General features: G+C 72.1%; 27 protein-coding genes. 18 read left to right on the top strand and 9 right to left on the bottom strand.

Annotated features, from left to right (window positions below):
• Nucleotides 1–92 precede the first annotated feature (92 nt).
• Nucleotides 93–1,142, top strand: coding sequence for a methyltransferase (locus KDL28_RS37465; RefSeq protein ID WP_252446241.1), 1,050 nt, complete (start codon nt 93–95; stop codon nt 1,140–1,142).
• 40 nt (nt 1,143–1,182) lie between these two features.
• The gene (locus KDL28_RS37460; RefSeq protein ID WP_252446240.1) at nt 1,183–2,604 is read left to right on the top strand and encodes an amidohydrolase family protein; all 1,422 of its coding nucleotides are present in this window, start codon (nt 1,183–1,185) and stop codon (nt 2,602–2,604) included.
• A gap of 44 nt (nt 2,605–2,648) precedes the next feature.
• Here KDL28_RS37460 and KDL28_RS37455 read toward each other — a convergent pair whose 3' ends face one another.
• Entirely contained in the window at nt 2,649–3,605 is a 957-nt protein-coding gene (locus tag KDL28_RS37455) for an NAD(P)-dependent alcohol dehydrogenase (RefSeq protein ID WP_252446239.1), read from the bottom strand.
• Between KDL28_RS37455 and KDL28_RS37450 the strand changes: the two genes are divergently transcribed.
• Nucleotides 3,606–4,289, top strand: a complete 684-nt coding sequence (locus tag KDL28_RS37450) for a TetR/AcrR family transcriptional regulator (protein ID WP_252446238.1) — start codon at nt 3,606–3,608, stop codon at nt 4,287–4,289.
• Between the two features lie 30 nt (nt 4,290–4,319).
• Here KDL28_RS37450 and KDL28_RS37445 read toward each other — a convergent pair whose 3' ends face one another.
• Nucleotides 4,320–4,928, bottom strand: a complete 609-nt coding sequence (locus KDL28_RS37445; protein ID WP_252446237.1) for a TetR/AcrR family transcriptional regulator — start codon at nt 4,926–4,928, stop codon at nt 4,320–4,322.
• Between the two features lie 218 nt (nt 4,929–5,146).
• Here KDL28_RS37445 and KDL28_RS37440 point away from each other — a divergent pair, with 218 nt between their 5' ends.
• Nucleotides 5,147–5,539, top strand: coding sequence for an ester cyclase (locus KDL28_RS37440; protein WP_252446236.1), 393 nt, complete (start codon nt 5,147–5,149; stop codon nt 5,537–5,539).
• Here the strand turns inward: KDL28_RS37440 and KDL28_RS37435 are convergent.
• From KDL28_RS37435 to KDL28_RS37425, 3 genes are all read right to left on the bottom strand, one after another.
• A complete protein-coding gene (locus tag KDL28_RS37435) occupies nt 5,458–6,888 on the bottom strand; it encodes an RNA polymerase sigma factor (RefSeq protein ID WP_308216118.1) in 1,431 nt (476 codons plus the stop codon). The genes KDL28_RS37440 and KDL28_RS37435 overlap by 82 nt on opposite strands.
• Nucleotides 6,885–7,277 (bottom strand): YciI family protein, encoded by a 393-nt coding sequence (locus KDL28_RS37430; RefSeq protein WP_252446235.1) that lies wholly within the window; start codon nt 7,275–7,277, stop codon nt 6,885–6,887. Before KDL28_RS37430 ends, KDL28_RS37435 begins: the two co-directional genes overlap by 4 nt.
• 168 nt (nt 7,278–7,445) lie before the next feature.
• The gene (locus KDL28_RS37425) at nt 7,446–7,955 is read right to left on the bottom strand and encodes a sigma-70 family RNA polymerase sigma factor (protein WP_252446234.1); all 510 of its coding nucleotides are present in this window, start codon (nt 7,953–7,955) and stop codon (nt 7,446–7,448) included.
• Nucleotides 7,956–8,013: 58 nt separating this feature from the next.
• On the opposite strand from KDL28_RS37425, the gene KDL28_RS37420 reads away from it, so the two are divergent.
• The 4 genes from KDL28_RS37420 to KDL28_RS37405 all read left to right on the top strand — a co-directional run bounded on the left by KDL28_RS37420 (nt 8,014) and on the right by KDL28_RS37405 (nt 12,517).
• A complete protein-coding gene (locus KDL28_RS37420) occupies nt 8,014–8,271 on the top strand; it encodes a hypothetical protein (RefSeq protein WP_252446233.1) in 258 nt (85 codons plus the stop codon).
• A gap of 68 nt (nt 8,272–8,339) precedes the next feature.
• A complete protein-coding gene (locus tag KDL28_RS37415; RefSeq protein ID WP_252446232.1) occupies nt 8,340–9,788 on the top strand; it encodes an MFS transporter in 1,449 nt (482 codons plus the stop codon).
• A 375-nt stretch (nt 9,789–10,163) separates the two neighbouring features.
• On the top strand, nt 10,164–11,480 hold the full coding sequence (gene fucP / locus KDL28_RS37410; RefSeq protein ID WP_252446231.1) for an L-fucose:H+ symporter permease: 1,317 nt from the start codon (nt 10,164–10,166) through the stop codon (nt 11,478–11,480).
• Nucleotides 11,481–11,500: 20 nt separating this feature from the next.
• Nucleotides 11,501–12,517, top strand: a complete 1,017-nt coding sequence (locus tag KDL28_RS37405; RefSeq protein ID WP_252446230.1) for a substrate-binding domain-containing protein — start codon at nt 11,501–11,503, stop codon at nt 12,515–12,517.
• Nucleotides 12,518–12,560: 43 nt separating this feature from the next.
• On the opposite strand, the gene KDL28_RS37400 is transcribed toward KDL28_RS37405, so the two are convergent.
• A complete protein-coding gene (locus KDL28_RS37400) occupies nt 12,561–12,797 on the bottom strand; it encodes a hypothetical protein (RefSeq protein WP_252446229.1) in 237 nt (78 codons plus the stop codon).
• A gap of 77 nt (nt 12,798–12,874) precedes the next feature.
• Between KDL28_RS37400 and KDL28_RS37395 the strand changes: the two genes are divergently transcribed.
• The 5 genes from KDL28_RS37395 to KDL28_RS37375 all read left to right on the top strand — a co-directional run bounded on the left by KDL28_RS37395 (nt 12,875) and on the right by KDL28_RS37375 (nt 18,104).
• Complete coding sequence (locus tag KDL28_RS37395; protein WP_252446228.1) at nt 12,875–13,789, top strand: LysR family transcriptional regulator; 915 nt, start codon at nt 12,875–12,877, stop codon at nt 13,787–13,789.
• 742 nt (nt 13,790–14,531) lie between these two features.
• Nucleotides 14,532–15,293 (top strand): MOSC domain-containing protein, encoded by a 762-nt coding sequence (locus tag KDL28_RS37390; RefSeq protein WP_252446227.1) that lies wholly within the window; start codon nt 14,532–14,534, stop codon nt 15,291–15,293.
• Entirely contained in the window at nt 15,286–16,230 is a 945-nt protein-coding gene (locus KDL28_RS37385) for a PDR/VanB family oxidoreductase (protein WP_252446226.1), read from the top strand. Before KDL28_RS37390 ends, KDL28_RS37385 begins: the two co-directional genes overlap by 8 nt.
• Complete coding sequence (locus tag KDL28_RS37380; protein WP_252446225.1) at nt 16,227–17,147, top strand: acetamidase/formamidase family protein; 921 nt, start codon at nt 16,227–16,229, stop codon at nt 17,145–17,147. The genes KDL28_RS37385 and KDL28_RS37380 overlap by 4 nt, the downstream gene beginning before the upstream one ends.
• Before the next feature lie 249 nt (nt 17,148–17,396).
• The gene (locus tag KDL28_RS37375; protein WP_252446224.1) at nt 17,397–18,104 is read left to right on the top strand and encodes a DedA family protein; all 708 of its coding nucleotides are present in this window, start codon (nt 17,397–17,399) and stop codon (nt 18,102–18,104) included.
• 5 nt (nt 18,105–18,109) lie between these two features.
• Here the strand turns inward: KDL28_RS37375 and KDL28_RS37370 are convergent, their stop codons facing one another.
• The gene (locus KDL28_RS37370; RefSeq protein WP_256503499.1) at nt 18,110–19,066 is read right to left on the bottom strand and encodes a LysR family transcriptional regulator; all 957 of its coding nucleotides are present in this window, start codon (nt 19,064–19,066) and stop codon (nt 18,110–18,112) included.
• Nucleotides 19,067–19,171: 105 nt separating this feature from the next.
• On the opposite strand from KDL28_RS37370, the gene KDL28_RS37365 reads away from it, so the two are divergent.
• From KDL28_RS37365 to KDL28_RS37350, 4 genes are read left to right on the top strand one after another with little or no spacing between them, the layout of a single operon-like run.
• Nucleotides 19,172–20,293: an FAD-dependent monooxygenase gene (locus KDL28_RS37365; protein WP_252446223.1), complete on the top strand. Its 1,122-nt coding sequence runs from the start codon at nt 19,172–19,174 to the stop codon at nt 20,291–20,293.
• Entirely contained in the window at nt 20,290–22,086 is a 1,797-nt protein-coding gene (locus KDL28_RS37360; protein WP_252446222.1) for a CocE/NonD family hydrolase, read from the top strand. Before KDL28_RS37365 ends, KDL28_RS37360 begins: the two co-directional genes overlap by 4 nt.
• 41 nt (nt 22,087–22,127) lie before the next feature.
• Nucleotides 22,128–22,613 (top strand): nuclear transport factor 2 family protein, encoded by a 486-nt coding sequence (locus KDL28_RS37355; RefSeq protein ID WP_252446221.1) that lies wholly within the window; start codon nt 22,128–22,130, stop codon nt 22,611–22,613.
• 25 nt (nt 22,614–22,638) lie between these two features.
• A complete protein-coding gene (locus tag KDL28_RS37350) occupies nt 22,639–22,953 on the top strand; it encodes an NIPSNAP family protein (RefSeq protein ID WP_252446220.1) in 315 nt (104 codons plus the stop codon).
• Between the two features lie 1,166 nt (nt 22,954–24,119).
• Here the strand turns inward: KDL28_RS37350 and KDL28_RS37345 are convergent.
• Nucleotides 24,120–24,653 carry a GyrI-like domain-containing protein gene (locus tag KDL28_RS37345; protein WP_252446219.1) on the bottom strand — a complete coding sequence of 178 codons (534 nt, stop codon included), beginning with the start codon at nt 24,651–24,653 and terminating at the stop codon, nt 24,120–24,122.
• A 213-nt stretch (nt 24,654–24,866) separates the two neighbouring features.
• Here KDL28_RS37345 and KDL28_RS37340 point away from each other — a divergent pair, with 213 nt between their 5' ends.
• Nucleotides 24,867–25,343 (top strand): Rrf2 family transcriptional regulator, encoded by a 477-nt coding sequence (locus KDL28_RS37340; protein WP_252446218.1) that lies wholly within the window; start codon nt 24,867–24,869, stop codon nt 25,341–25,343.
• Nucleotides 25,344–25,641: 298 nt separating this feature from the next.
• Here the strand turns inward: KDL28_RS37340 and KDL28_RS37335 are convergent, their stop codons facing one another.
• Complete coding sequence (locus tag KDL28_RS37335; RefSeq protein ID WP_252446217.1) at nt 25,642–26,001, bottom strand: nucleoside triphosphate pyrophosphohydrolase family protein; 360 nt, start codon at nt 25,999–26,001, stop codon at nt 25,642–25,644.
• Nucleotides 26,002–26,173 lie beyond the last annotated feature (172 nt).

Raw genomic sequence — 26,173 nt, 5'->3', positions numbered from 1 at the left:
GCGCCGTCGTCGGCGGTCTCGACCCCGACCGGCTGGACATGATCCGGACCGAGTTCGACGACCTGATGCGAACGTGACCGAGGAGATATGACGTGCCCGATACCGCTCCCGCCGGCGATGCCGCGGATCAGCCCACCGGCGAGCTTCCCCCGGCGATGCAGATGATCCAGCTCGTCGGCGGGTTCCAGCTCTCCCAGGCCCTGTACGTCGTCGCGAAGCTCGACATCGCCACGCAGCTCGACGACGGCCCGAAGACCGTCGCCGACCTGGCGGCCGCCTGCGGAGCGCAGCCGGAGCCGCTGGGCAGGCTGATCCGGACCCTCGCCCCGATCGGCGTCTTCCGGCACCTGCCCGACGGCACCGTCGAGACCACACCGCTCGGCGCCACCCTGTCCGCGAACGGCGCCGACTCCGCACGAGCCGCGACCCTGTTCTGGATGGAAACCCACTACCTCCCGTTCAGCGAACTGCTGCACAACGTCCGCACGGGCGAGACCGCGGCCACCCACTACTTCGGGCAACCGTTCTTCGACTGGATCGTCAAGGACCCCGAGCGGGTCGCGCTGCTGTCGACCGCGATGGCCAACGTGACCGGCGGCCTGCGCGCCGGGATGTTCGAGGGCTACCGGCTCCCCGGCGGTGCGGTCGTCGCCGACATCGGTGGAGCGAGCGGTTCGGTGCTCGTCCGGCTCCTGGAGAACGAGCCGGACCGGCGGGGCATCGTGTTCGACGTGCCCGAGGTGGTGCCCGACACCCGGCGCCATCTCGAACAGCAGGGGCTCACCGGCCGCATAGACGTGGTGGCCGGTGACTTCTTCGAGTCGGTGCCGCCCGCCGACGTCTACGTCCTGTCCTACATCCTGCACGACTGGGACGACGACAGGTGCCTGCGCATCCTGGGCAGCATCAAGGCCGCCGCCGAGCCGGGAGCCCGGCTGGTGGTGGTCGAGGGCATCGTGCCGACAGGCGACGAGCCGCACCTCACCAAGTCCATCGACCTCGTCATGCTCGCCATGCAGGGCGGCAAGGAGCGCAGCGCGGACGAGTTCGAGCAGCTCCTCTCCTCGGCAGGCTTCGCGTTGGACCGCATCGTGCCGACCCCGAGCCCGTTCTCCTTCATCGAGGCGACCCTGCGGGCGTGAACGGAAGCGAGGGTGACAGCGCGGAGGGATGGTGACCAGGATGGCGACTCAGCGCACTCTCATCCGAGCCGGGCACGTCCTGTCGATGGACCCGGACATCGGCGAGCTTCCACAGGGCGACGTCCTCATCGAAGACGGCCGCATCACAGCGGTGGCGGCCTCTCTCGGAGACGTCGACGCCGAGATCGTCGACGCGAGCGGCCACATCGTCGCACCGGGATTGATCGACACCCACCGCCACACCTGGCAGACGCAGATGCGAGGGCTGTGCTCCGACTGGCCGCTGGCCGGCTACTTCTACGGGATGCGGCTGGCGGTATCCCCCGCTTACACAGCGGCAGATGTTCGGTTGGGCAACCTGCTCGGTGCCGTGGACGCGCTCGCGTCGGGGGTGACGACCATCCTCGACTTCTCGCACTGCAACAACACCCCCGATCACAGCGACGCCGCCGTGACGGGACTGCGGGACGCGGGCATCCGCGCGATCTTCGGCTACGGCTTCTTCGACAGCAGCCCGATGGCGCCCCAGCACTTCAGCGACCACGGGGGGCGGCTGAAGGACTTCGCACGCATCGCCGACACCTACTTCGCGTCGAACTCAGGATTGCTCACCCTCGGGGTGGCCTTGACAGAACCCGGACTCGTACCGCTGTCGGTGACCGCCGCCGAGGTCGGCGTCGGTCGCGAGCGCTCAGCACTGCAGGTGACCCACACCGGAACCGTGTGGGGCGCGCCGAGCGGGATCCAGCAGCTGGACCTCGCGGGCCTGCTCGGCGCCGACCAGGTGCACGTGCACTGCAACACCCTCGCCGAGGAGGAGTGGCAGGCGCTGGCGCGCGCCGGGGCCAAGGTCTCCATCTCGGTGGAGACCGAGCTGAACATGGGGATGGGCCTGCCGGTCTTCGCCGCCTGCGAGCGGCACGGGATCGCGCCGACGTTGTCCTGCGACATCATCTCCCTCGGCAGCGGCGATCTGTTCAGCCAGTTGCGCCAGGGGTTGGGCTTCAAGCGGTGGGCCGATACCGAAGCGCTCAACCTGGCTGGACGCAATCCCGAGCGAGTGTCGACGACGGCGCTCGAAGCGCTCAGGTGGAGCACCGTCAACGCCGCCGAGGCGGTGGGCCTCGGCGAGCGGGTCGGCAGCCTCACCCCCGGCAAGCAAGCCGATCTGATCGTCGTCGGTGGCCCGAGCACGGCCCAGCACCCGCACATCGACGCGGCCGGGACCCTGATCTTCCAGACCTCCACCGCGGATGTGCGCACCGTGCTGGTCGCAGGCCGAGCGGTCAAGAGGGACGGCGTCATGACCGGTGTGGACCTACCCCGGTTGCTCGAGCAGGCGGACGCCTCGGCCGCCGATGTGCTCGAGCGCGTCCGCGCCGCCGTTCCGACGCTTCCACCGACTCCGGCCGGCGGCTTCGACGCCGTCCTCGGGATGCTCACGACCAACCTGAACTCGTGAGCGGCCTTGGCCTCCCGGAGCAGACCGGCCGAGCGATCACAGGCCTACCCCTTGCCGGTTTCCAGTACGTAGCGGCCCTTCACCCCGCCGGCCTCCAGACGGCGGTGGGCCTCGACGACGCCCTCGAGGGGGAGCCGCCCGGCCACGAGCGGGCGGATCTCTCCGGCCTCGACCCGGCGGGTCAGGTCGGCGAGCAGCTCGGGGGAGGGGTCGTTGCTGAACATCCGGTACCGGCGCGGGTTGCGCAGCTTGTTCCCGACCGCGGAGGTGGCCGACCGCACCGGACGTGCCGGGTCCACGGCCAGGCCGACGTACCGGCCGCCACGGGTCAGCCGCCGCCGGTACGCCGGGATGTCCGTCCCGACCAGGTCGAGCACCACGTCGAACCGGGGCAGCGCGCCGGGAGGCGTGTCGCGGTAGTCGAGAGCCTCGGCCGCGCCGAGCCCACGGACCCAGTCGAGCGCTCCCGCGCCCGCGAGCGCCGTGACGTGCGCCCCCAGTGCCGCTCCGAGCTGCACTGCCACGCTGCCCACCCCGCCCGCGCCGCCGCGGACCAGCAGCCGCGCGCCCGGCGCGAGGCGCGCCTCGTGCACCAGGGCACGGATGGCGGTGGTCCCCACGGACGGCAGCGCCGCCGCGGTGACCAGATCCAGGCCGTCCGGGATCGGGGCCACCCGCTGCTGCGGGACGGCGACGTACTCGGCTGAGCTGCCGAAGGTCCCGTGCGGCACGATCCCCCACACGGCGTCGCCGACCAGGGTCCGCGTGACGCCGGCCCCGACGGCGGCCACCCGACCCGCGAAGTCCACCCCGACCCCGCGGGGGAAGGTCCCACGCAGGAGCCGACGAAGCTCGCCCGCCCGGATCGCCTGCTCACCCCCGCCGACCCCGGCCCCGTGCACGGCGACGAGCACCTCACCTGCGGCGGGCACCGGCGTCGGCACCTCGGCGACGTGCATGACTTCTGGTGGTCCGTAGTGGTCGTAGCGGATTGCGCGCACGTGCGTTCCTCCTGCGGGGAAGCCGGGCTCGATGTCCGGCGTTCGGATCTAGCAAACAGCCGGCCGGCCCGGGTGTGCCCGGAGGAGGACGATGTGAGAGCGATCGGCACGACCGCCTCTCGGATCCGAGCGGACACCGCACGCAACCGGCGCCGGATCCTCGCCTCGGCAGGTCGGCTGATCGGCGAGCGGGGCATCGACGTCGGCACAGCGATCGTCGCGCGGGAAGCGGGCGTCGGCGTGGCGACCGTCTACCGGCACTTCCCGACCCGCCAGGACCTGCTCGACGCGCTGTACGCGGGCGCCTTCGCCGGTCACCAGAACCTGTTCGCCGAGGCCCTCGCGCACGACGAGCCCTGGCGCGGCCTGGAGTTCCTGCTGCGCCGGATCGCGATCCTTCGGGTGCGTAGCGGGCGATGCGGCGCGGAGTTCTCCGCGCGGCATCCCGAGCGGCTGGCCGGGTACCGCGAGATCGAGGAGCGTTGCCTCGCGGAGCTGCTGACCCGGGCCGGGGCACCGACCGCGGTGGGCGATCTGATCTCCCTGCTCGACGGCTTGGCAGGGCACAGCGACGAGACGACCGCGCAACGGCTCGTCGGGCACGTCCTGCGCGGACTCATGATCGCTGCTTCCGAACGATCGGTGCCGTCTCCAGCGCGCACCGCTGGGGACCGAGGACCATGACCTGATCTTCGATCTGCCACCGGGCTCTCGTCAGGCGGGCGGCCAGTTCTGCAGCGCGGCGTCGGCGACCCGGTGCAACTCGTCGCGGCCGGCGCCGCTCGCGGCCTGCACGGCGATCCCGCCCGACACGGTCATGAGGAACCGGGCGAGCAGCCCGGGGTCGGACGTCGGCGGCAGGTCGCCCTCGTCCCGGGCTCGCTGGAACCGATCCTCCAGGCGGGCGCAGGCGTCGTTGCGGACGTCGGCCAGGAGATCCTGCACGGCCCGGTCCGCGGGGGCCGCGGCCAGAGCCCCCTGCACGCTGAGGCACCCGGACGGCTGCTCGGGGCTGGTGGTGGTGTCGACCGCGCCGTGCAGGAAGGCCGCCGCCACCTGCTTGGCGGTCGGCTCCTCGGGCGCTCGCTCCGCGTAGGCGGCCGGTCCGGCGAAGTAGCGCTCCAGCGCCCTGCGGAACAGGTCCTCCTTGTTGCCGAAGGCCGCGTACATGCTCGTGCGGGTGATGCCCATCGCCGCGGTCAGGTCGGTGAGGCTGGCCCCCTCGTACCCCTGCTCCCAGAACACCCGCATCGCGCGCTCGAGCGCCTCGTCCACGTCGAACTCCCGCGGCCGGCCGATCGTCGCCCTCCGGGTGCCTGCCATGACGTCGAGCATAGTCCGCCCGCGGTCGGGCGACCGCTGTGCTACGTTTGTTCTGTACCGATCAGTGCTTAACTGTGAACAGGTCAGAGCCCCGATGGGGCAGTTCGACGGCAGGACGGCGGTGGTGACCGGCGGCAGCACAGGGATCGGACTGGCGGCTGCGGAGCGACTCGCCGTCGAGGGCGCACGGCCCCGATCAGGGGCGGCAGGAGGCCACCATGTCCGAGATCGATCTGCGCCGGTTCTACCGGCGCTACCTCGCGGAGCTCAACGCCCACGAGTTCGACCGCATGGACGAGTTCATCAACGACCGGATCACCCTCAACAGCGAGCCGGGGACCCGGGACGACGTCCTCGCGGTTCTGGAGGAGGCCGTCGATGCGGTGCCGGATCTCCACTGGGAGCTGCAGGAACTCGCCCTCGACGGTGACCGCCTGGCCGCCCGTCTGATCAACACGGGTACCCCCGCGGAGGAGTGGCTCGGCGTGGCTCCCACCGGTGCCTCGTTCGAGATCGTCGAGTACGCCGTCTACCGGGTTCGCGACGGGCGGTTCCTGCACATGTCCGCGCTGCACGACGCCGAGTCGATGCGGCGACAGCTGGCCGGCTGACCTCGGGGACCGGCTCCCGCTCGCGGCGGTTCCCCCTGGCCCTCGAGGTCGGGCACGTCGGCCTCGGGGCCATGGGGATGGGCCGCCTCGACCAGGCGCGGCGCAGGAGCAGGCCCCGGCGGCCTGGGCCGCGGTTCGGTGAGGCGGGCCAGCCGGCGGTTCAGGTAGCGCTGCTCGGGCAGGCTCGCGGTGAGCTGCGCGGCCCGCCGGTAGTCCTCGGCCGCCGGCCCCGGAGAGCCGGCGGACTCGTGCAGGTGCGCGCGGACGGCGTAGAAGCGGTGGTGGCGCCGCATCGACGGATCGGCCGCGAGCGGGTCGAGCAGCGCCAGGCCGGTGTCGGGCCCGTGCACCATCGCGGCGGCCACCGCGTGGTTGAGCGTGACGGCCGGACCGCGCGCGACCCGGTGCAGCATGGCGTAGAGGACGGTGATCTGGCGCCAGTCGGTGTCCTGGTAGGTCGCCGCGTCGGCGTGCACGGCGGCGATGGCGGCCTGCAGCTGGTAGCGGCCCACGTGGCCGTGCGGCAGCGTCGACTCCAACAGTGCGACGCCCTCGTCGATCAGTTCGCGCCGCCACCGGCCGCGGTCCTGCTCGGCCAGCGGCACCAGGTCGCCGTGCGCGTCGGTGCGCGCCGGGGAGCGGGCGTGGGTGAGCAGCATCAGCGCCAGCGCGCCGGCCGCCTCGTCGTGGTCGGGTAGCGCGCGGCGCACCTCGCGGGTGAGTCGGATCGCCTCCTCGGCCAGCGCCACGTCGACCAGTTCCGGGCCCGAGGCGCGGGTGTAGCCCTCGGTGAACACGAGGTGGCACACGTCGAGCACCGCGGCGACCCGTCCCGGCAGCTCCTCCTGCGAGGGCAGGGCGAACCGGGCGCCGGCCCGGCGCAGCTGGGTGCGGGCCCGGGTGAGGCGCTGGGTCATGGTGCGCGGCGGCACCAGGTAGGCCGCGGCGATCTGCGGCACCGTCAACCCGGCCACGGCGCGCAGCGACAGCGCCACCTGCGACGGGCGGCTCAGCGCGGGATGGCAGCACAGGACCAGCAGCCGGAGCGTGTCGTCCCCGGCCGGGACGTCGTCGGCGCCCGGCCCGTCCACCGCCCGCCGGGCGTCGGACTCCTCGCGGCGGGTCCGGGCCCGGTCGGCGCGGAAGCGGTCGACCAGCCGCCGGGACGCCACTCGGACCAGCCACGCCCGCGGGTCGGCGGGGACTCCGTCGACCGGCCACTGCCGCGCCGCGGCCTCCGCGGCCTCCAGCGCGGCGTCCTCGCAGTCGCCGAGGTCGCCGTGGCGGCGCAGGAGCGCGGCCACGACGTGCGGCGCCTCCCGGCGCCACACGTCGGCCAGCGCGTTCACTGGTCCGGGCCGCCGGAGGACATCAGCGGACGCAGCTCCACGGTCTCCCCGGGCCCGGCGAACCTCGCCACGACCTGCTCGGCCCGCTCCCGGCTCTCGACGTCGATCAGGAAGAACCCGGCCAGGTGCTCCTTCGCCTCGGAGTAGGGCCCGTCGACGGCGAGCGGGGCGCCGTCGCGCCAGCGGTAGAGGGTCGAGGCGGCCGGATCGCCGAGCGCCTCGCCGCCGACCAGCTCGCCGTTGGCCCGCAGCTCGCCGAAGACCTCCTCGAAGTCGCGCACCAGCCGGGCCCGGACGTCGTCGGGCAGGGCCTGGAACTCGGGCAGGAAGTCGCCGGTCGGGTGCCCCCACGGCTCGGGGTTGGAGTGGATCAGGATCACGTACTTCATCGGGACCACCTCGGGCTCTCGCGACGGCCGATCCGTCGCCTCGCACGGAACGTCGTCGCCGCCGGCCCCATGTCGACGTCGGAGGCGTCGCGCACGCTACCCCTGGGCGGTCGGCCCGATGGTGATCTCGCCGATCCCGACGTCGGCGGGCTGCTCGAACGCGATCGCTCAGGCGACCTGCTCCAGTCCTCCCCGGGCCGGCGAGACCATCCCGCGCAGCACGCGCATCGCGTTGTGGGAGCGCGATTTGACCGTGCCGACCGGGATGCCGAGCACCTCGGCCGTCTCGACCACCGTCCGCCCGTGCACGTGCAGGTGCTCCAGCACGGCCCGGTGCTCCGCCGACAGCCGGCCGAGCACGGCGAACACCACCATGCTGTCCACGACCCGATCGGCGTGGTCGTGCTCGATCCCCCCGGCCTGGACCGTCTCGGCGACCTCGGCCGGGCGCGACCGCTGCGCCCGCGCCCGGTCGGCGATGATGTTGCGCACCACTGTCAGCAGCCACCCGCGCACCGAACCCTTGCCGTTCGCCAGGCTCGACGGGTGCCGCCACGCCCGGAGCAACGCCTCCTGCACCACGTCCTCGGCAGTGGCCGCGTCGCGGGTCAGCCACTTCGCGTAGGCCAGCGCGGCCCCGCCGTGCTCCTCCCAGATCCCCCGAGCACTGTCAAGCACCGGGTTTGACGGAGGCTCGGTTCTCACGCTCCGGCGGGTTGCCGGGGGCGGTCCTGGCGTGGTGCTGGTCCTCGTGCTCGACCGGTGGGATCAGCCCGAGCTCGCCGTGGCGCCGGCGGTGGTTGTACCGGTCGACGTACTCCGCGTACGGATCGGCTGGTGGATGCTGGCCGCAGATGAGAAGCGCGGTGTGGCGGTCGACCGGCACGAAGTCGGCGCGCGGCGCCGGGCGGGACCAGCGTGCTGCCGCGGCGGCGATGAGTTCTCGCTGTGGGGCGGGTCTTCTCCTACGAACGGTCGAGCGGCACCGGGTTGACATGAAGTCGGCTTGAACCCCGAGGCTCGACGCGAACCCGACGGACCACCCCTGACCCAGGAGTTCCCATGACTGCCACCAGCACCGACGAGCGAGCATCGACTCAGCTGCGGCTGTCGGACCCGACGGTGCGGACCTTCGCGCAGCTGCTGGTGAACGTGCTGGGCGTGTCGGTCACGAACTTCACCGTCTGGTTCGCGATCACGTTCTTCGTCTACCTGGAGACCGGCTCGGTGTTCGCCACCGGCGTCATCGCCGGGCTCTTCCTGGTCTTCACCACCCTCACCGGGATCTGGTTCGGCAGCATCGTCGACCACCACCGCAAGAAGACCGTGATGCAGGGCTCCGCCGCCGTGTCGCTCGGGCTGTACGCCGCGAGCCTGGCGCTCTACGTGGTCACGCCGGCCGAGGAGTGGACCAACCCGGCGAGCGTGCGCCTGTGGGTGCTGATCACGCTGCTGATGCTGGGCGTGATCGTCGGCAACCTGCGCTCGATCGCCCTGCCCACGGTCGTCACCGCACTGTTCGACGAGTCCCGCCGCGACCGCGCCAACGGCATGGTGGGCACCACGAGCGGCGTGTCGATGCTGGTCACGTCCGTGATCAGCGGTCTGCTGGTCGGCGCGGGCGGGATGCTGCCGGTGCTGGTGCTCGCCGTCGTCGTCCTCGGGGCCTCGCTGGTCCACATGCACACCCTGCGGGTGCCCGAGCTGCACAGCGTCGCTGCGGGCGAGGACGACAAGGGCATCGACCTGAGGGGCACGATCCGCGTGGTGCGCGGCATCCCCGGCATGCTCCCGCTGATCTTCTTCAGCACGTTGAACAACCTGCTCATGGGCGCCTTCATGGCACTGATGGACCCCTACGGCCTGTCGATGGTGTCCGTCCAGGCGTGGGGGCTGATCTGGGGCGCGCTGAGCGCGCTGATGATCATCGGTGGGCTGGTGATCACCCGTACCGGCCTGTCGTCCAACCCGGTGCGGCTGGTGCTGCTGGTCAACATGGCGCTCTGGGTGGTCACGTTCCTCTTCCCGATCCAGCACTCGGTGATCCTGCTGATCGGTGGCATGGCCGTGTTCATGTTCCTGATGCCCTACGTGGAGGCGTCCGAGCAGACCGTGTTGCAGAAGGTGGTGCCGGTCGAGCGCCAGGGGCGCGTGTTCGGGTTCGCGCAGAGCGTCGAGCAGTCGGCGTCGCCGCTGACCGCGTTCCTGATCAGCCCGCTCGCGCAGTTCGTCTTCATGCCCTTCATGGCCGAAGGCGGCACCGGAGCCCAGCTGATCGGCAGCTGGTTCGGCACCGGCCCGATGCGCGGCGTCGCCCTGCTGTTCATCATCACGGCGCTGTTCGGGCTGGTGCTGACCGGCTACGCGCTGGCCAGCAAGCACTACCGCAACCTGAGCCGCCACTACCGCGACGGCGAGCCGCTGGAGCCGACCGCCGAGCCGGAGCCCGCCGTCGCCCTCGCCCTCGCGGCCCGGCGGGCGACACCGGACCTCGCGGCCGAGTGCGCGTAGGGATCAGCTCACTGCCCCATGCTCCCGGACGGTGTCGCTGCGGGGTGGGGCGCCGAACGGCCGCCGGTACTCCCGGCTGAACTGCGAGGACCGGCGCCCCAACCGGGTGTTGATCCTGGGGGCACTGCCGCCGTGGGGTAATCCCGTGTCCGAGAGCGAGATGCGCACATGCCCCGGCTCGGCGGGTCAGCAAGCTGTCGGTCGCTCCGCTCGGCTCTGCACGACGCCCCTCCACTGGACGAGCCGCCCGCGGCGGTGTTCGAGGCGACCGAGGGCATCGTTCGCTCTCACTGCTCCCCGGTCCGGATTTGCGGCTAGGGTCCACCGCGGAGTTCGGACTGGGTGCCGAGGCACTCGTGAGGACGGTGGTCGCAGGTGGCGACAGCGGAGCCGGCGGCACCGGAAGCGGGCGGGACCCGACTGGTGCACCGCCACCTGGTCGCCCCGTTCGTGCTGCTGATCCTGTGCTTCGCCGCGTGGGGCGCCGCGGCCAACCTCACCGACGTCCTGGTCGGGGTGTTCCGCAGCATCTTCGACATGTCGAACTTCCAGTCCTCGCTGGTCCAGTTCGCCTACTACGGGGCCTACTTCGCGCTGGCCATCCCGGCCGCGATGATCAATAAGAGGTTCGGCTACAAGGCCGGCGTGCTGGTCGGCCTGGGCCTGGCGGCCATCGGCGGGGTGCTGTTCTGGCCGGCCAGCGAGCTGCTGGTCTACGAGGCCTTCCTGCTGGCGCTGTTCGTGCTGGCCGGCGGGCTGTCCATCCTGGAGACCTCGGCCAACCCGTTCGTCATCGCGATGGGCGAGGAGCGGTCGGCGACCCAGCGGCTCAACCTGGCCCAGGCTTTCAACCCGGTCGGGGCGAACATCGGCGTCCTGCTCGGGGCGCTGCTCATCCTGCCCGCGCTCACCCCCGAGCCGGCCAAGACGATCATGAGTCCGGAGGAGCTGCGGGCCAGCCAGGAGCAGGACCTGTCCCTGGTGCTCGGCCCCTACCTCGGCATCGCCGCGGTGCTGGTGGCGATCTGGCTGCTGATCGCGTTTCGCCGGATGGACCTGCCGTCGGTCCCGGGCGCCGAGGCGGTGCCCAGCGGCAGCACCGTCGGCAGGCTGTGGGCCAACCGGCACTACCGCTACGGCGTGCTCGCCCAGTTCTTCAACGTGGCCGCGCAGACCTGCACCTGGACGTTCACCATCCTCTACGCCCAGGACGTGGTCGGCGTGTCGGCCGAGGGCGCCGGGTGGTACCTGCAGGCCAGCCTGATCCTGTTCCTGGTCTCCCGGTTCGTGATGACCTGGCTGCTGGGGCTGTTCCGGCCCACCCTGCTGCTGCTGATCATGGCGCTGTTCGGGGTGGCGTGCTGCGCGGTGGCGATCTTCTCGCTGAACATCGTCGGGCTGCTCGCGGTGGTGGCGATCTCGGCGTCGCTGTCGCTGATGTTCCCCACGATCTACGGCGTCGCCCTGCACGGCCTGGGCGAGGACGCCAAGTACGGGGCCGCCGGGCTGGTCATGGCCATCCTCGGCGGGGCGCTGCTGCCGATGGTGCACGCCGCGGTCATGGACCGGGTCGGCGCCGCGGCGGGCTTCGTGGTGCCGGGGGTCTGCCTGGCCCTGGTGGCCGCCTACGCGCTGTTCGACCTGCGCACCACCCGTGACAGCGGCGCCCCCGAACCGGCGGGCACGCCCTAGCGACTCCGGAGGAGAGGTCCGTGACGATTCTTCACCGGAGCCCGCGGCGGCTGCCCCGCCGGCTGGTCGCGCTGGCCGGTGCCGCGCTGCTCGGCCTGACCCTCACCGCCTGCGGGGACGACGCCGAGGAGGTCACCGTCGGCCTGATCACCAAGCAGGAGGAGAACGCGTTCTGGGTGACGATGCGGGAGGTCGCGGAGGACACCGCCGAGGAGGAGAACGTCGAGCTGCTGACCGCCACCGGGACCAGCGACACCGACGTGCAGAGCCAGGTGGCCGCGCTCGAGTCGATGACCGGGGCCGGCGCGGTCGGCATCCTGATCGCCCCGACCGACTCCACCGAGCTGGTGCCGGCCATCGAGCGGGCCCGGGAGGCCGGGGTGATCGTGATCGCGGTGGACACCCCGGTCGAACCCGAGTCTGCGGTCGACGCGCTGTTCGCCACCGACAACTTCCGGGCCGGTGAGCTGATCGGTCGCTACGCGAGCGCCGAGGCCGCCGAGCGCGGCTTCGAGCCGCGGGTGGCGCTGCTCGACCTGGCCCCCGGGATCCGCTCCGGTGAACTGCGCCGTGAGGGTTTCCTGCAGGGCTTCGGGATCGCCCCCGGAGGCCCGCCGCCGGCATCGGTCGACACCGAGGGCGACCGGGACCTGGCCCGGGCCGGCATGGAGCGGCTGCTCGCGGCCGATCCGGGCATCAACGTCGTCTACACCGTCAACGAGCCGGCGGCCTTCGGCGCGATCGAGGCGCTGGAGGCGGCCGGCCGGGACCTGGACGACGTGATCGTGGTGTCCGTCGACGGCGGCTGCGAGGCGATCAAGAACGGGGTGCGGCCGGGCACCATCGACGCGACGGCCCAGCAGTACCCGCAGAACATGGCCCGCGAGGGCGTCGAGGCCGTGGCCCGGGCCGCCCGGGGCGGCGAGGCCCCCGCCGAGTACCTCGACACCGGGGTCCAGCTGATCACCGGTGATCCGGCGCCGGGGGTCGAGTCCCGGGACGTCGCCTACGGCGTGCGCAACTGCTGGGGGGACTGAGGACCGCGGTCGACCGACCGCGGTCGGGATCCGAGTGCGGGGCTCAGGCGCCGCTCTTGGTGAGCAGCGCGATGGAGGCGGCGCTGCGGGTCGCCGGGTACGCGGCGATGGTGCGGGACAGCTCGCTGCGCCGGGCGCGGCGGGCGGCGACGGCCCGGCGGAAGGCGGCCAGGCGACCGGTCCGTGCGGGGCCGGTGGTGGTCTCGGGACGGGTGGTGGTCTCGGGAGCGGGCGCGGTGGCGGTCGTGGCGGTCTCCCGGGTCATCAGGTTCATGTTCACGGTGTCCAGTGTCGTCGCCGGGCATCCATGCGTCCAATGAGACTTTGATATGCAATTCATGCGTTAGCGTCATCGATGTGGACACGAACGCGCTGCGCTGGTTCCAGCAGGTCGCCGACGGGGTCACCGTGACAGAGGTGAGCGAGCTGGAGGGGACCACCCAGTCCGGGGTGTCCCGGGCGCTGGCCCGGCTGGAGGCGGAGGTCGGCACGCCGCTGCTGCGCCGGACCGGCCGCACCCTGCGGATGACCCACGCCGGGGTCGCGTTCAAGCGCCACGTCGACGCGGTGATGCACGAGCTGGACGACGGCCTGGCCGCCGTCCAGCAGCTGGTCGAGCCGGAGACGGGCACCGTGACGCTGGCCTTCCAGCCGTCCCTGGGCACCTGGCTGGTGCCCGACCTGGTCGGCGGCTTCCGCGCCGCGCACCCCGGCGTCCGGTTCGTCCTGCAGCCCAAGCGCGATGAGCTGGTGACCTCGCTGCACCCCCGCGGCGAGATCGACCTGGAGCTGTCCACCCTGCGGGTCGGTTCCCGGGCCGTGCGCTGGCGGCGGCTGGCCCGCGAGCCGCTGCACCTGGCCGTGCCCGCAGGCCACCGGCTCGCCGACCGCGGCCGGGTGGCCCTGGCCGAGTCCGCCGACCAGCCGTTCATCGCCATCCGGCCCAGCTCGGTGCTGCGCCAGCAGTGCGACGAGCTGTGCAGGCGGGCCGGCTTCACCGCCGAGATCGCCTTCGAGTGCGACGACCTGCCCACCATCCGCGGGTTCGTCGCGGCCGGACTCGGTGTCGCGATCGTGCCTGCGGCCCGCGACTCCGTCGCCGACCCGGCGACCGGGTCGGTCCACCTGGGGATCACCGACGACGGCGCCGCCCGCGACATCGGCATGTCCTGGGCGACCGAGCGCCGGCTGCTGCCGGCCGCGGAGCTGTTCCGGGCGCATGTGGCCGACCGGACCGCCGCCGGGCGCCTGCTCGCCGGACCCGAGCGATGAGTCCCCGGCCCCGCGGGCGGTCCCACCGGCTGGCGCCGGCGGGGGCCGGGGCTGCGGGCCAGGGAGCCCTTTCCACGTGGCGTCGACCACCTGGATGAGGTCGAGGACGGCCTCGACCGGACCGGTGACGAGGTGGGGGCGCAGTGGGGCGTCCGCGCAGTGTCAGGTGCGTCCTCGCGGCCCGCCGGCACGCTGACGACCCACTACGCGCTGCGAGGACCGCGGGCAGGACTGCGTGCAGGCTCGACACCGGCTAGCGGGTGATCAACACGGGCGTGGGATGGACCGGGTGGAGCCCCTCCGCGCTACCGGGTCCTGTCACCGCCGTCGACACCGCCGGGTCTGGCCCGCCGTGCGCGTCGATCCTGGACCGAGGGGACGCCGGCCGAGCCGGGTGCGGTTCACGTCCCTGACCGGCGAGTGGCTTCAGCGGGCGCGGGGCTCGACGGAGCGCGGGCGAACCAGCGCGCGACCGCGTCAGCCAGGGTTGGAAGGGCTCTGTGCTGATCTACGGCGCTCGGCGGGCCGGTCGGATTGTCGTGGAGTGAACCGTACGTTGTCGAGAGTGCACTTGTCGCCCTTTTGAAATGCGCCTAGGCTCCTCATTCCCGGAGGCGGTCGTCAATAGCGTGCAGAGACAGGAGGGTGGGATGCCCGTGCCCAGTCACACCTTCACGAGCATATTCGTGCCGACAGTCGCGGCCGTGCCAGGAGCACTTTCACGGTGAAGGGACGAGGCTCGGTGAAGGAACTGTTCGTCTACCCGGTGAAGGGGCTCAGCGCGCAGCCGCTGGTCCGTGTCGAACTCCGGCCGGGCACGGGAATCGCGCACGACCGGACGTTCGCGCTCGCCCGTCCGGACGGTGGGTATCGGCCCGGTACGCGGCAAGGACTGCCGAAGCAGGAGTTCTTCGCCCTGGTCTCGGACCACCGCCTCGCCGGGATCGACACGCACCTCGACACGCAGACCGATGTCCTCACCGCGCGAGTCGCGGGGCACGACGTGCTGGATGCCGACCTGAGCACCGAGGAAGGTCGCGACGACGCGGTGCGGTTCTTCGCCCGCGTCCTCGACCTGCCCGCGGGCGTCGCGCCGTTGCTCGCGCGGGAAGCGGGCCGGCGCTTCACCGACGCGGCCGCGGCCGGGGACGGCCCGATGAACTGGCTCTCGTTGGTCAACCTCGCCTCGGTCCGCGACCTGGAGTCACGCACCGGCACCGCGGTCGACCCGGCGCGGTTCCGGGCCAACGTCGTCGTGGACGGCCTGCGGGCGTGGTCCGAGTCGGACGCGATCGGCCGGGAGTTCGATCTGGGTGGCGTGCGCGTGCGGGCCGTGCGCCAGACCAGGCGCTGCGCCGCGACCGAGGTCGATCCCGGGCGCGGCCGCCGCGACCTGCCGCTGGTGTCCATGATCGACAGGACGTACGGGCACCGGCTCATGGGGATCTACCTGGAGGTCCTCACCGCCGGCGTCCTGGAGAAGGGCGGCGAGGTCGTTGTCTGACCTGCGCCTGCGGGTCAGCGGGACGACCGACCTCACCCCGACCGTCCGCCGTTTCGTCCTGCGGGACCCCGGGGGGTCCGCGCTGCCGGCGTACGACCCTGGTGCGCACATCGTGGTGACCACCCCGGCCGGCCACCGGCGCAGCTACAGCCTCGTCGATCCGGACGGGGCGCAGCCGCGGGAGTACGTCGTGTGCGTGCGCCGCGACAGCGGCGGCCGGGGCGGTTCGGTGAGCCTGCACGACGACGTGGCGGTGGACGCCGACCTCGTGGTCTCCCCGCCGGTCAACAGGTTCCCGCTCCGCCCGTCGCCCCGGTACCTGTTCATCGCCGGGGGCATCGGCATCACCCCGCTGCGGGCGATGGTGCGCCGGTTGCGCGGCCAGGGACGGACCGGTGTGCGGCTGCTGTACCTGACGCGGTCCGCCGAGGAGACCCCGTTCCTGGAGGAGTTCGACGGCCCGGAGGACACCGTGCACCACAGCGACGACCGCGGCCTGCTCGACCTGTGGCCGTACCTCGCCGTTCCGGACGACGACGTGCGCATCTACTGCTGTGGGCCCGCTCCGCTGGTGCGGGCCGTGCAGGCGCTGACGGCCCACTGGCGGATCAGTCGGATCCACGTGGAGGAGTTCGCCGCCCCGCACAGCGGGATGTCCGCGCCGTTCACCGCGGTGTGGGCTCCCGACGGGCGCCGCGTGGACGTTCCCGCGCACCTGTCGCTGCTCGCCGCCCTGCGCCGCGACGGCGTTCCCGTCGCGTCGTCCTGCGAGGCAGGCGTGTGCGGCACGTGCCGCCTGGCCGTCCTCGGCGGCGAGGTCGAGCACCGTGACTCCGTGTCGACCGGGGGAGAGCGCCTTTCGAGCGTGGTGGCCTGCGTGTCGCGCGCCAGGTCCGCCGAGATCGTCGTCGGGCCCTACGACGGGGGATCTCCGTGACCACCCACGAACTGCACCCGGAGCGCGGATCCACGACGGACGTGTTCGACCGCAGCGCGCCGCCCGTGCTGACCGTGGACCCGGGCGACACCGTCGTCGCGGGCTCACTCGATGCGGCCGGGTACCTCCAGCGGCAACGCACGCCGGGGGAACAGCGGCCGAGGATGTTCGACGGGCGGCGCGGCCACTGCCTCACCGGGCCCATCGCGGTACGCGGTGCGGAACCGGGGGACGTGCTCGCGGTCCACATCGTCTCGGCCGACCCGGGTGAGTGGGGCTGGACCGTCGCCGGGGCCGCGGACAACGCGCTGAACCGCGCGCTCGGGATCACCGGAGCGCCGTCCTGGCTGCTGTGGGAGATCGACGACGCCGCCGGGACCGCCACCAGCGACCGCGGCCACACCGTGCGGACCTCGCCGTTCCTCGGCGTGATCGGGATGCCACCGGACGAGCGGGGCCGGCACTCCACGATCACGCCGCGAGCCGCCGGTGGGGGGAACATCGACTGTCGTGACCTGACCGCGGGCGCGACGCTGTTCCTGCCGGTCACCGTGCCCGGGGCGCTGGTGCACCTCGGCGACGGCCATGCCGCGCAAGGCGATGGCGAGGTGGCCGGCACCGCCATCGAATGCCCCATGACGACGCGGGTGACGCTCGACGTCGTCACCGGTGCTCCGGTCCGCGGTGTGCACGCCGTGACCACCCGCGGGCGCATCACGTTCGGGTTCGCCGCCGACCTCAACGCCGCGATGGTGGAAGCCCTCACCGCGATGGTCACCTGGATGCAGCACCTCCACGACCTCGACCGGGGCACAGCCACGGCACTCGCCAGTTCGGTCGTGGACCTGCGCGTCACGCAGGTCGCGAACGAGACGTGGGGCGTCCACGCCGTCCTGCCGCACGGGGCTGTCGCCTGAGCGGTGGAGGAGCCCGCGAACGCGTCCCACACCGCGATCAGGGCCGGGAACGGTCGGAATCGTCGATTATCAGGCTTGAAATGATTCAGTATCAGGGTTGCACTGGTGCGAATCGGCTGCTGATCCTACCGTCGGCGCAAGGCCGAGGAGGACGCGGTGGAATCGCGAACGGATTCGGCGGGTGCGGGATCGCCGTCGAATACGGATAGCGGCGGTGCTGCAGTCGTACGACTCCTCCACCCGATTGACGTGCCCACGCCCGGACCACCGATGCTTCCGGAAGGGATTCCCTGTGGAGATCCACTTGTGCTCGGCTCCGACGGGCGGCTGCCCGTGATCGACTGGCTGGAACTCGCCGAATCGCTCATCGCCTCGCCGTGGTTCTACGCGGTGCTCATCGCGGTGTCCTTCCTCGACTCCTTCCTCCCGCTGATCCCGAGCGAAGCCGTCGTGATCGTCGCAGGCGTCTACGCCGCCGCCGGGCAGACCGACATCGTGCTCGTCATCGCCGCCACGACACTCGGAGCCTTCCTCGGCGATCTCCTCCCGTACGCCGTCGGACGGCTGCTGGGTGCACGGGTGCTCAAGCGGATGCCACCCGGTTCCAAGCGCCGAGCGGCGCACGACTGGTTCGCCCGCGAGCTCGACGCCCGCGGGGGATTCATCCTGGTGACCACGCGGTTCATCCCGGTCGGGCGCTACCTGGCCACCTTGTCCACCGGGCTGGTCGGCTACCCGCTGCGCAAGTACGTGCTGTTCGTCGCGTTCGCCACCGCCAGCTGGAGCGCTTACACCGCACTCACGGGCTACCTCGGCGGCGTCTTCTTCCAGGACAACACGCTGCTCGGGATCGCCGTCGGTGTCGGGCTCGCGTTCGTGGTGACCGGTGTCATCGAAGCCGTGCGCCACATCCGCCGTCGCCGGAGCGCCCTCGCGCCGGAGCCGGTTGTCGACTGACCCGGTCACTCCTGCGCGCTGGCGTCGGCGGCGGCGGCCATGATGCGGCGGGTGCGCTCGCGCAGCAACTGGTGCGTGCGGTCGTGGTGGTTGCGCGGATGCCACGCCATGGCGATCGTCACGGGTGGCAGTCGCAGGGGGATCGGGAAGGTGCGCAGGCCGAGTGCGTCCAGCATCGGCCGTCCCAGCCCCGCCGGGGCGACGCAGACGACGTCGGTCTCGCGGGCCAGGAACAGCGCGCTCGCGAAGCTGGGTACGACGGCGACCACGCGCCGGTGCAGGGCCCGGTCGGCGAGCTGGTCGTCGATCGGGCCGTGGACCCTCCCGCGCCGCGACACGACGACGTGGTCGGCCGCGGCGAACCGCTGCGGCGTGACGGCGTTCGCCCCCGCGAGTGGGTGGTCCGGCCGCACCGCGCCGATCAGCGTCTCCGTGACGAGCGTCTCCGAGCGGATCTCCGGATCGCCCGGGCGGATCATCCCGATCTCCAGGTCCACCAGTCCTTCGCGCAGGGCCGGGGTGTCCTCGAGGTTCTCCGGCCGCAGCCGCAGCGAGATCCCCGGCGCCTGGACCCGCAGGTCGTCGATGAGCGCCGGGATGAACGTCGTGGACAGCATGTCGGTGACCTGCAGGTCGAACATGCGCACCGCGCTCCGCGGATCGGCGGTGTTCGACGGCGCGAACAGCGCACGCGCCCGGGTGGCGACCGCGTGCACCTCACCGCGCAGTTCCAGGGCCCGGGGAGTGGGCACGAGATCGCGTCCGGCACGCACGAGGAGCGGGTCGTCGAAGGCGCGCCGCAGCCGGCCCAGGGCGCGGCTCATCGCGGGTGCCGAGGTGTGCAGGCGCGCCGCGGCCTTCGTGACGCTGTTCTCGGCGAGCAGCGCGTCCAGCGCCTCGATCAGGTTCAGGTCGACGTGGTCCACCTGCCGATTATCATTGGTGAAAGCGCTCTGTACCAAGGTTGCACTGGTGTCAATCGGCTGCGGTTCCTACCGTCGGCACCCGACGGAGGAGGACGCGATGGGATCGAGAACCTCCCGGTACACGACCAGGGGTGGCCTGTGATGCGAGCTGTGGTGATCGGCGGTGGGATCGTGGGCCTGACCAGTGGGCTCGCGCTGCGCCGCGCCGGGGTCGATGTCGTGGTCCACGAGCACGCGCCGGAGATCCGCGCCGCCGGCGCGGGGCTGGGGCTCTGGGCCAACGCGCTGGCGGTGTTCGACGAGCTCGGCATCGGCGACCAGGTGCGCGCCATCGGCAAGCCCAGCGAGATGTACTTCCACGACCCGGCCGGGCGGCTGCTCGAGACCCCGGGATTCGATGCCGACGACCACCGGTACCTGCTGGTGCACCGGGCGAAGCTGACCGATCTGCTCGCCGACGCCGTGGGACGCGAGCGCATCCGCCTGGCCACCGGGTTCCAGGCGTACGACGAGCACGACGACCACGTCACGGTCCGGTTGACCGACGGCACCAGCGAGGACGCCGACGTGCTCGTCGGGGCGGACGGCGCGTACTCGGCGGTGCGCGCGCAACTGGTGCCCGGCTCCGCGGCGCAGGAGCACCCCGGCCACCACGCCTGGCGCGCAGTCATCCCGGCCACCGGCACCGCGGTGCGCGAGAACCGGCTGATCCTGGGCCACGACCGCTGCCGGGGCGGGTACGTGCGCACCTACGACGGGAACGTCTACTGGCTGCTGAACCAGTTCGACTCGCCCCCGCTGACCGGCACCCGGAAGCAGCAGGCCCTGGAACGGGTCGTCCACCTCCAGGAGGGAGGACGGGACACGCTCCTGGCCGACCTGATCGCCGCGACCCCCGAGGAGCAGATCCTGCACAACCAGATCATGGTCGTGCCACCGCTGCCGCACTGGGTCTCCGCGCGGGTGGTACTGGCCGGGGACGCGGCCCACGCGATGTCACCGCACATCACCGCCGGCGCGACGCTGGGCATCGAGGACGCCGCTCTGCTCAGCGGCCTGCTCACCACCACCGACGACGTGCCCGCCGCGCTGGCCGCCTACGAGGCCACCCAGATCCCGCGGTACGCCCACGTCGCGCGGCTGTCGGCGGCGGTCGAGCACGCGCGCACGCCGCAGGAGTTCGCCCGGCACTACGTCGCGTTCAGCCACTGGATGATCACCCAGCAGCCGCAGCGCCCCGGGAAGCACCCGGTTCGGGCATGACGTTCGTCGTGGAGGTGGACGTGCCGGTGCCGATGCGCGACGGTGTCGCGCTCGCCACCAACGTCTGGCGACCCGAGGGGCCGGGACCGTTCCCCGTGCTGCTGGTCCGCACCCCGTACGGCAAGGACGACGCCGGCACGTACGGCAACCCGAAGCTGCCGGACGTGTTCGCCCTCGTCGGGGCCGGGTACGCCGTGGTCGCGCAGGACGTCCGCGGGACCTCCCGCTCGCCCGGGACGTTCGTCCCGCACGCCCACGAGGGCAGTGACGGTGTCGACACCCTCGGGTGGCTGGCCGGGCAGTCGTGGTGCGACGGCGCGGTCGGCATGTGGGGCGGGTCCTACATGGGTTTCACGCAGTGGCAGGCGGCCGTGCACGGCCCCCCGGCGCTGCGTGCGATCGCACCGGTGATGAGCTCCGCCGACCCGTACGGGGCACCGTGGTACTCCGCGGGCGGCGCGTTGTCGCAGGACGCCGTCCTGACCTGGGGCACGCTCTCGGCCCTGCGCAACCTGCGCCGCGACCTCGCCGACGGCCGCGGTGACCCGTCCGACGTCCGGGCGCTCCTGACCGGCCTGTCCGATCCCCGGCTGCTGCACGACCCGCTGCCGGTAGCCGAACGCGGCGTGATGACCCGCTACCTGCCCTGGGTGAGCGAGGTGCTCGGCCATCCGGAGCGGGATGCGTTCTGGACGCAGGTCGCCGCGATCGACCGGTGCGGCAGCATCACCGTCCCGGCGTTGCACGTGGGCGGCTGGTACGACGTGTTCATCGGCGAGACCGTGCGGTCCTACACGATGATGCGCCGCCACGGGGGCAGCGCCGCGGCGCGCGACGGTCAGCGCCTGCTCATCGGCCCCTGGGGCCACGCCGACGGCGCCGACCTCGGCACCTTCCCCGACCGGTCGTTCGGGCTCGACGCCAGCATCAAGGCCGCCGACGTCACCGCCGCGCACCTCCGGTTCTTCGACCGCTGGGTCCGCGGCAGGACGGCGACTCCCGACGAGACGCACCGGATCCGGATCTTCGTCATGGGCATCGACCGGTGGCGCGACGAGGTGGACTGGCCGTTACCCGGCACCCGGTACACCGACTTCTTCCTCGCCGGGGGCGGCCGCGCCAACACCGCTGCCGGCGACGGTGTCCTGACGCGCGATGCCGCACCGGTGGAGGCGGTCGACACCTTCCTCTACGACCCGCGCCGCCCGGTTCCGAGCGTGGGCGGCGCTGTGCTCGCCGCCGTGCCCGGCGCGTACCCCGGACCGGCCGACCAGGCGGCGATCGAGAGGCGCGAGGACGTGCTGTGCTTCACCACCGCCGTGCTCGACCGGCCCCTCGAGGTCACCGGCCACGTCACCCTGGTACTGCACGTCTCCTCCTCGGCGCCGGACACCGACTTCACCGGCAAGCTCGTCGACGTGCACCCCGACGGAAGGGCGATCCTGCTGTGCGAGGGCGTGCAGCGCGCCCGCTACCGCAGGTCGCTCACCGACCCGGAGCCCTTGGAGCCGGGGACGCTCTACGAGCTGACCGTCGACCTGTGCGTCACGTCGAACGTCTTCCTGCCCGGGCACCGCATCCGGCTCGAGGTCTCCAGCAGCAACTTCCCCCGCTACGACCGCAACACCAACACCGGCGGGACGATCGCCGACGACGGCGAGGACGACCTGGCTGTCGCGGTCAACCGGGTCCACCACGGACCGGCCCGTCCCAGCCGCTTGGTCCTGCCGGTGATCGAGCCGCCGGCCGCGGGACACCCCATGGCAGCCACGGAAGCGGAGGCACGGGTGTGAGCGAGCTTGCGAGCGAACCGGTCGACACAGCAGCTCTGCGCGTGAGCGCACTGGAGGACCTGGTGGACCGGGTGGCTGTCGCCGACGTCGTCGCCGGTCTCGCCCACGCTCAGGACGACCGGGACTGGGCCGCCCTGCGGCGGCTGTTCGCCGATGAGGTCCTCCTGGACCTGTCGACCCACCACTTCGGCAGGCCGCCGACGACCATGGCGGCCGCCGACCTGGTCGAGCTGGCCCGTGGGGTGCTGACGGGCTTCGACTGCACCCACCACGCCGCCTCGAACCTCCTCGTGCGGCTCTCCGGCGACGAGGCCGAGTGCCGCACGCACATGGTGGCCTACCACCACGTCCCCGCGGAACCCGGCGTCGTCGACCACTGCACGATGCGCGGCTACTGGCGGCTCGGGCTCCGCAAGGTCGGCGGACGCTGGCTGATCACCCACTGGACCGTGATGCGCACCGGGCCGTGGGAAGGGTCTCCGGACGCCTACGCGCTCGCTGCCGCCCGCAGCGCAGCCCGGCCCTGACGGCTGCCGGGAAGGAGAGGCACCGATGTTCTACGAGATCCGCACCGAGCACGCCCGTCCCGGCCGCGGCACCGAACTGGCCCGCTACATGGACGAGACCGTCATCCCCTTGCACCAGGAGATGGGGATGCGCGTGGTGGGAGCGTTCACGGTGATCGGCGACGAGGACGCCTTCGTCTGGGTTCGACGCTTCGAGGACGCCACCGACCGCGACCGCATCCTGGACGCCGTCCATCGACATCCCCGGTGCGCGGCGGTGATCGACACCGTTTCCGCGCTGGTGGGCAGGGCGGAAACGGTGGTCCGGTTGGAGCCGACCCCCGGGTCCGGACTCCACTGATCGCGAGGATCGCCGGCGCGGCCCGGAAGTACCGGACCGGCGATGACAGCGCTGACCCGTGCTCTGACCGGCGTGATGCCTTCGACGGGACGTGTCCACCTGCTGCTGTCGGCGCCGGTCCGGCCGGGGTAGCCGGCCTGATCGCGGCTTGACCGTGGACTGGGCCGCACCGAACCCGCGAAGTGCCGAGGGCTTCCGGCTGCGCGTGCCGGCGGCCGACGAGGACACCGCCCCTGCGGTACGGCGATCTTCCGCGAGTACCTGGCCGGTGCCGGGGATCGGATGATCGCCGGGTGGGCTCGACCCGTGACGGGCGCTGTGCCCGTCCTCGACGCGGCCGGAGCAGAACCCGCACGGTCGGCCCGGAGCTCGGCTGGCTGCGACGCGTGAATGTGCGTGGCGGCCCTGTTCCGGGGTAGGCCGGTCGGACCCGACGGAAGGACACGAGGTGGAACGCGGAAGCGACAAGCACAGCCCCCGTCGGGAGGACGAGCTGAAGTCCGAGCCGGCGGGCCTGATCGGTGAGGCGGGTGGGCACAGGCAATGATCGACGCGCTCGGGACGTCGGTGCGGTGATCGAGCGCGCAGCCGGAGAGCTCGCGCGGCTGTACCGGGAACTCGATCTCGATGTCCGCTATCTACCTGCGGATGAAGGGGTGTAGCCACACTGCCTTCGCGTGTGGCTAGCGAGTGTGTCGGAGGGGGAGTTGCGCACTGACCACACGCCTCGCGTTGGGTAGCCGCTTGTGATGCTTTGCCGACAGTGTCCCTGAGGCCGTACGCCCCCGAGAAGCGCTCCAAGATCACCCTGACCGCCAGATGATCGCCGCCGGCCCGGCGGTGGATCGCCCAGCTGATCGGTATCACCGTTCTCGGCGGCGACACCGGTCGGGGCGACTACGCTGATCGGATTGTGCTGGGGAAGGAGCGCGACGCCGGTACCCAGCAAGGATCGACGTGGTGGACCGCCGCTCCGGTCAAGGCCGAGAACGGGTCGAGGAGCCGACAGTTGCCGGTGTGCGCTTGTCGTGGGCGGGCAGCTCGCCGGTGCTGTCCCCGAGGCCGGGCAGGTCGACGGCGATGACGGTGCGTCGTGGTCGGTGCTCAAGGGGGTTTCGGTTCCAGGACGAGCATCGTCGTCGCCTCTCGTGGTCGGGTGGCCGTGATCAGGCGACGGGATCGCGCAGGATCGTGCGCAGTCCGGCCTGCGGTGTGTGCGGGCCGAAGGCGTCGAGGTGGATCTCGTGGTGGGGCCCGCTGCGGCGCAGGCCGTGCGCGTCGGCGAACGCGCCGAGCCGGGCGAGGGTCTTGTCCTCGTCGGCGAACGGGCCGTGGTGCACGATCTGGACGACCGTTCCCTCGGTCATCCTGAACAGGCTCATCTGCTGGTCGCGTTCGAGATCCTCGGGCAGGACGGTGTCGTCGGGGACGCGGACGAGCATCCGGTACCGCAGGGCGTCGAGCGGGGCGGTCCAGTAGAAGCGGGCGATGCCGATGTCGCCGTGTTCGGGGCCGTACCAGTAGAGGATCTCGATGGGCCCGGGGTGGCCGAGCCGGGCGGCCGCGGCGCTGAGCGCGGACTTCCCGGCGTAGAAGCGCTCGGTTCCCGGGCGGCCGTGCCCGGTCAGGGACAGGAAGGTCGCGGCACCGATGGTCGTGATCTCGGGCTCGTCGGGGGCGTGCGGGGTGGGGACGGTCATGGCGGGGCCTCCGTGCTGGTTCGTGGCTGGTGTGTCCGGTCGGGTCAGGCGGCGAGGCTGCCCACGTCGGCGACCGCGCCGGTCGCGGCGGGGCCGATCTCCTCGACCGCGGCGTCGAGGGCGACCTCGTCGTCGAGCTGTCCCACGTGCGGCCTTCGAATGTAAGTGAAGCAGTGACATTCGAATGTAGCACAAGCTGTTACATTTGAGTCCATGAGTGCCAACTCCCGGATGACCACGGCCGTGCACGTGCTCACGTGGATGGCGTTCGACCGGCGGGGCACGGACAAGGAGATCGCGACGTCGCAGCGCATCGCGACGAGCGTGAACACCAACCCGGTCGTGATCCGCCGGTGCCTCGGGGAGCTGCGCGACGCCGGGCTGGTGGAGTCGATCCGGGGGCGCAGCGGGGGATGGGTGCTCACCCGCGATGCCGGCGAGATCACCCTGCTCGACGTGTACCGGGCAACGGGTGCCGAGCCGATCTTCGGGATGCACGCGGCGTCGCCGGATGCCGAGTGCTACGTCGGCCACGGCATCGCATCGACGCTGACCGAGGTGTACGACGAGGCGACCCGGGCGATGTGCCGTGTGCTGGAGTCCACGACGATCCGCGACGTGCTGCGGGGCAGCCTCGCCGACTTCCCGGAGCTGCGCGAGGCGCAGGGACTGGAGCCGGCGCCGGCGTGACCCGGGCGCGGACCCGGTGTCGCTGGGGCCGCGGCGTCGGTCAGGGCGAGGTGGTCGCCGTCGGGAAGTCGATCGAGCGGCTGGTTCGGCCCAACGGGCGTCCGACTCGGCGAACGTGTTCACCGCGGCCTGGATCTCCGAGCCGCATGTCCGATCTCGTGCGCACGAGGGATGCGCTCGACGCGCAGATGATCGAGACCAGGGCACATCGAAGAGCCTGCGAGAGGCGGTGGTCGGCAATCGGCGCGCTCGCCCGTTCGGGGTCAGCGACAACCGACCGCGCTCGTCGGACGGCCTGTCAACGGCCCTCCACGGCCTGCCCGAGCCCGGCGCCGATGCGGTCCATCGTGGACTCGAAGGCCTCGGGGAGGTCGACGGCGAGGCGATCTGCGAGGACGAAGGCCCACCACAGGCATTCGGCGAGCTTGTGGCGGAGCTCGGCGTCGGTGTCGCCGTCGATGTCCCAGGTGCTTTCGGCGGCGAGGACGAGGCGGCCGACGTAGGCGGCGTCGTTGGTGAAGCCGATCGCCAGTTCGGGGGTGGTCCACGTGCGGCCCAGCAGGCGCCCCTCGAGGGTCTCGTACAGCTCGCGCACGTGGCGGGCTCGGGCTCGGGCGTCGACCAGTCCCGTGTTCTCGGCCATCGGTTCCTCCGTCATCGGTTCTTCTCGGGCCGACGTTAGGCCGCTATCCGGACAGAATCGGACCGGGTTGCTGCACGCGTGGGGTCGATCACGTCGCGGTGGGCCCCGCTATCCGGACGCCGGCTGTCCTGGACGGCCCCGGCGTCGGTGTCCGAGGAAGGGGAGTGCCGATGGGCGGGCTGATGAT

This window comes from Pseudonocardia humida, assembly GCF_023898865.1.
Lineage (GTDB): Bacteria > Actinomycetota > Actinomycetes > Mycobacteriales > Pseudonocardiaceae > Pseudonocardia > Pseudonocardia humida.
Note: the sequence above shows the minus strand (reverse complement) of the source record. Positions and strands in the feature narration are given on the sequence as shown.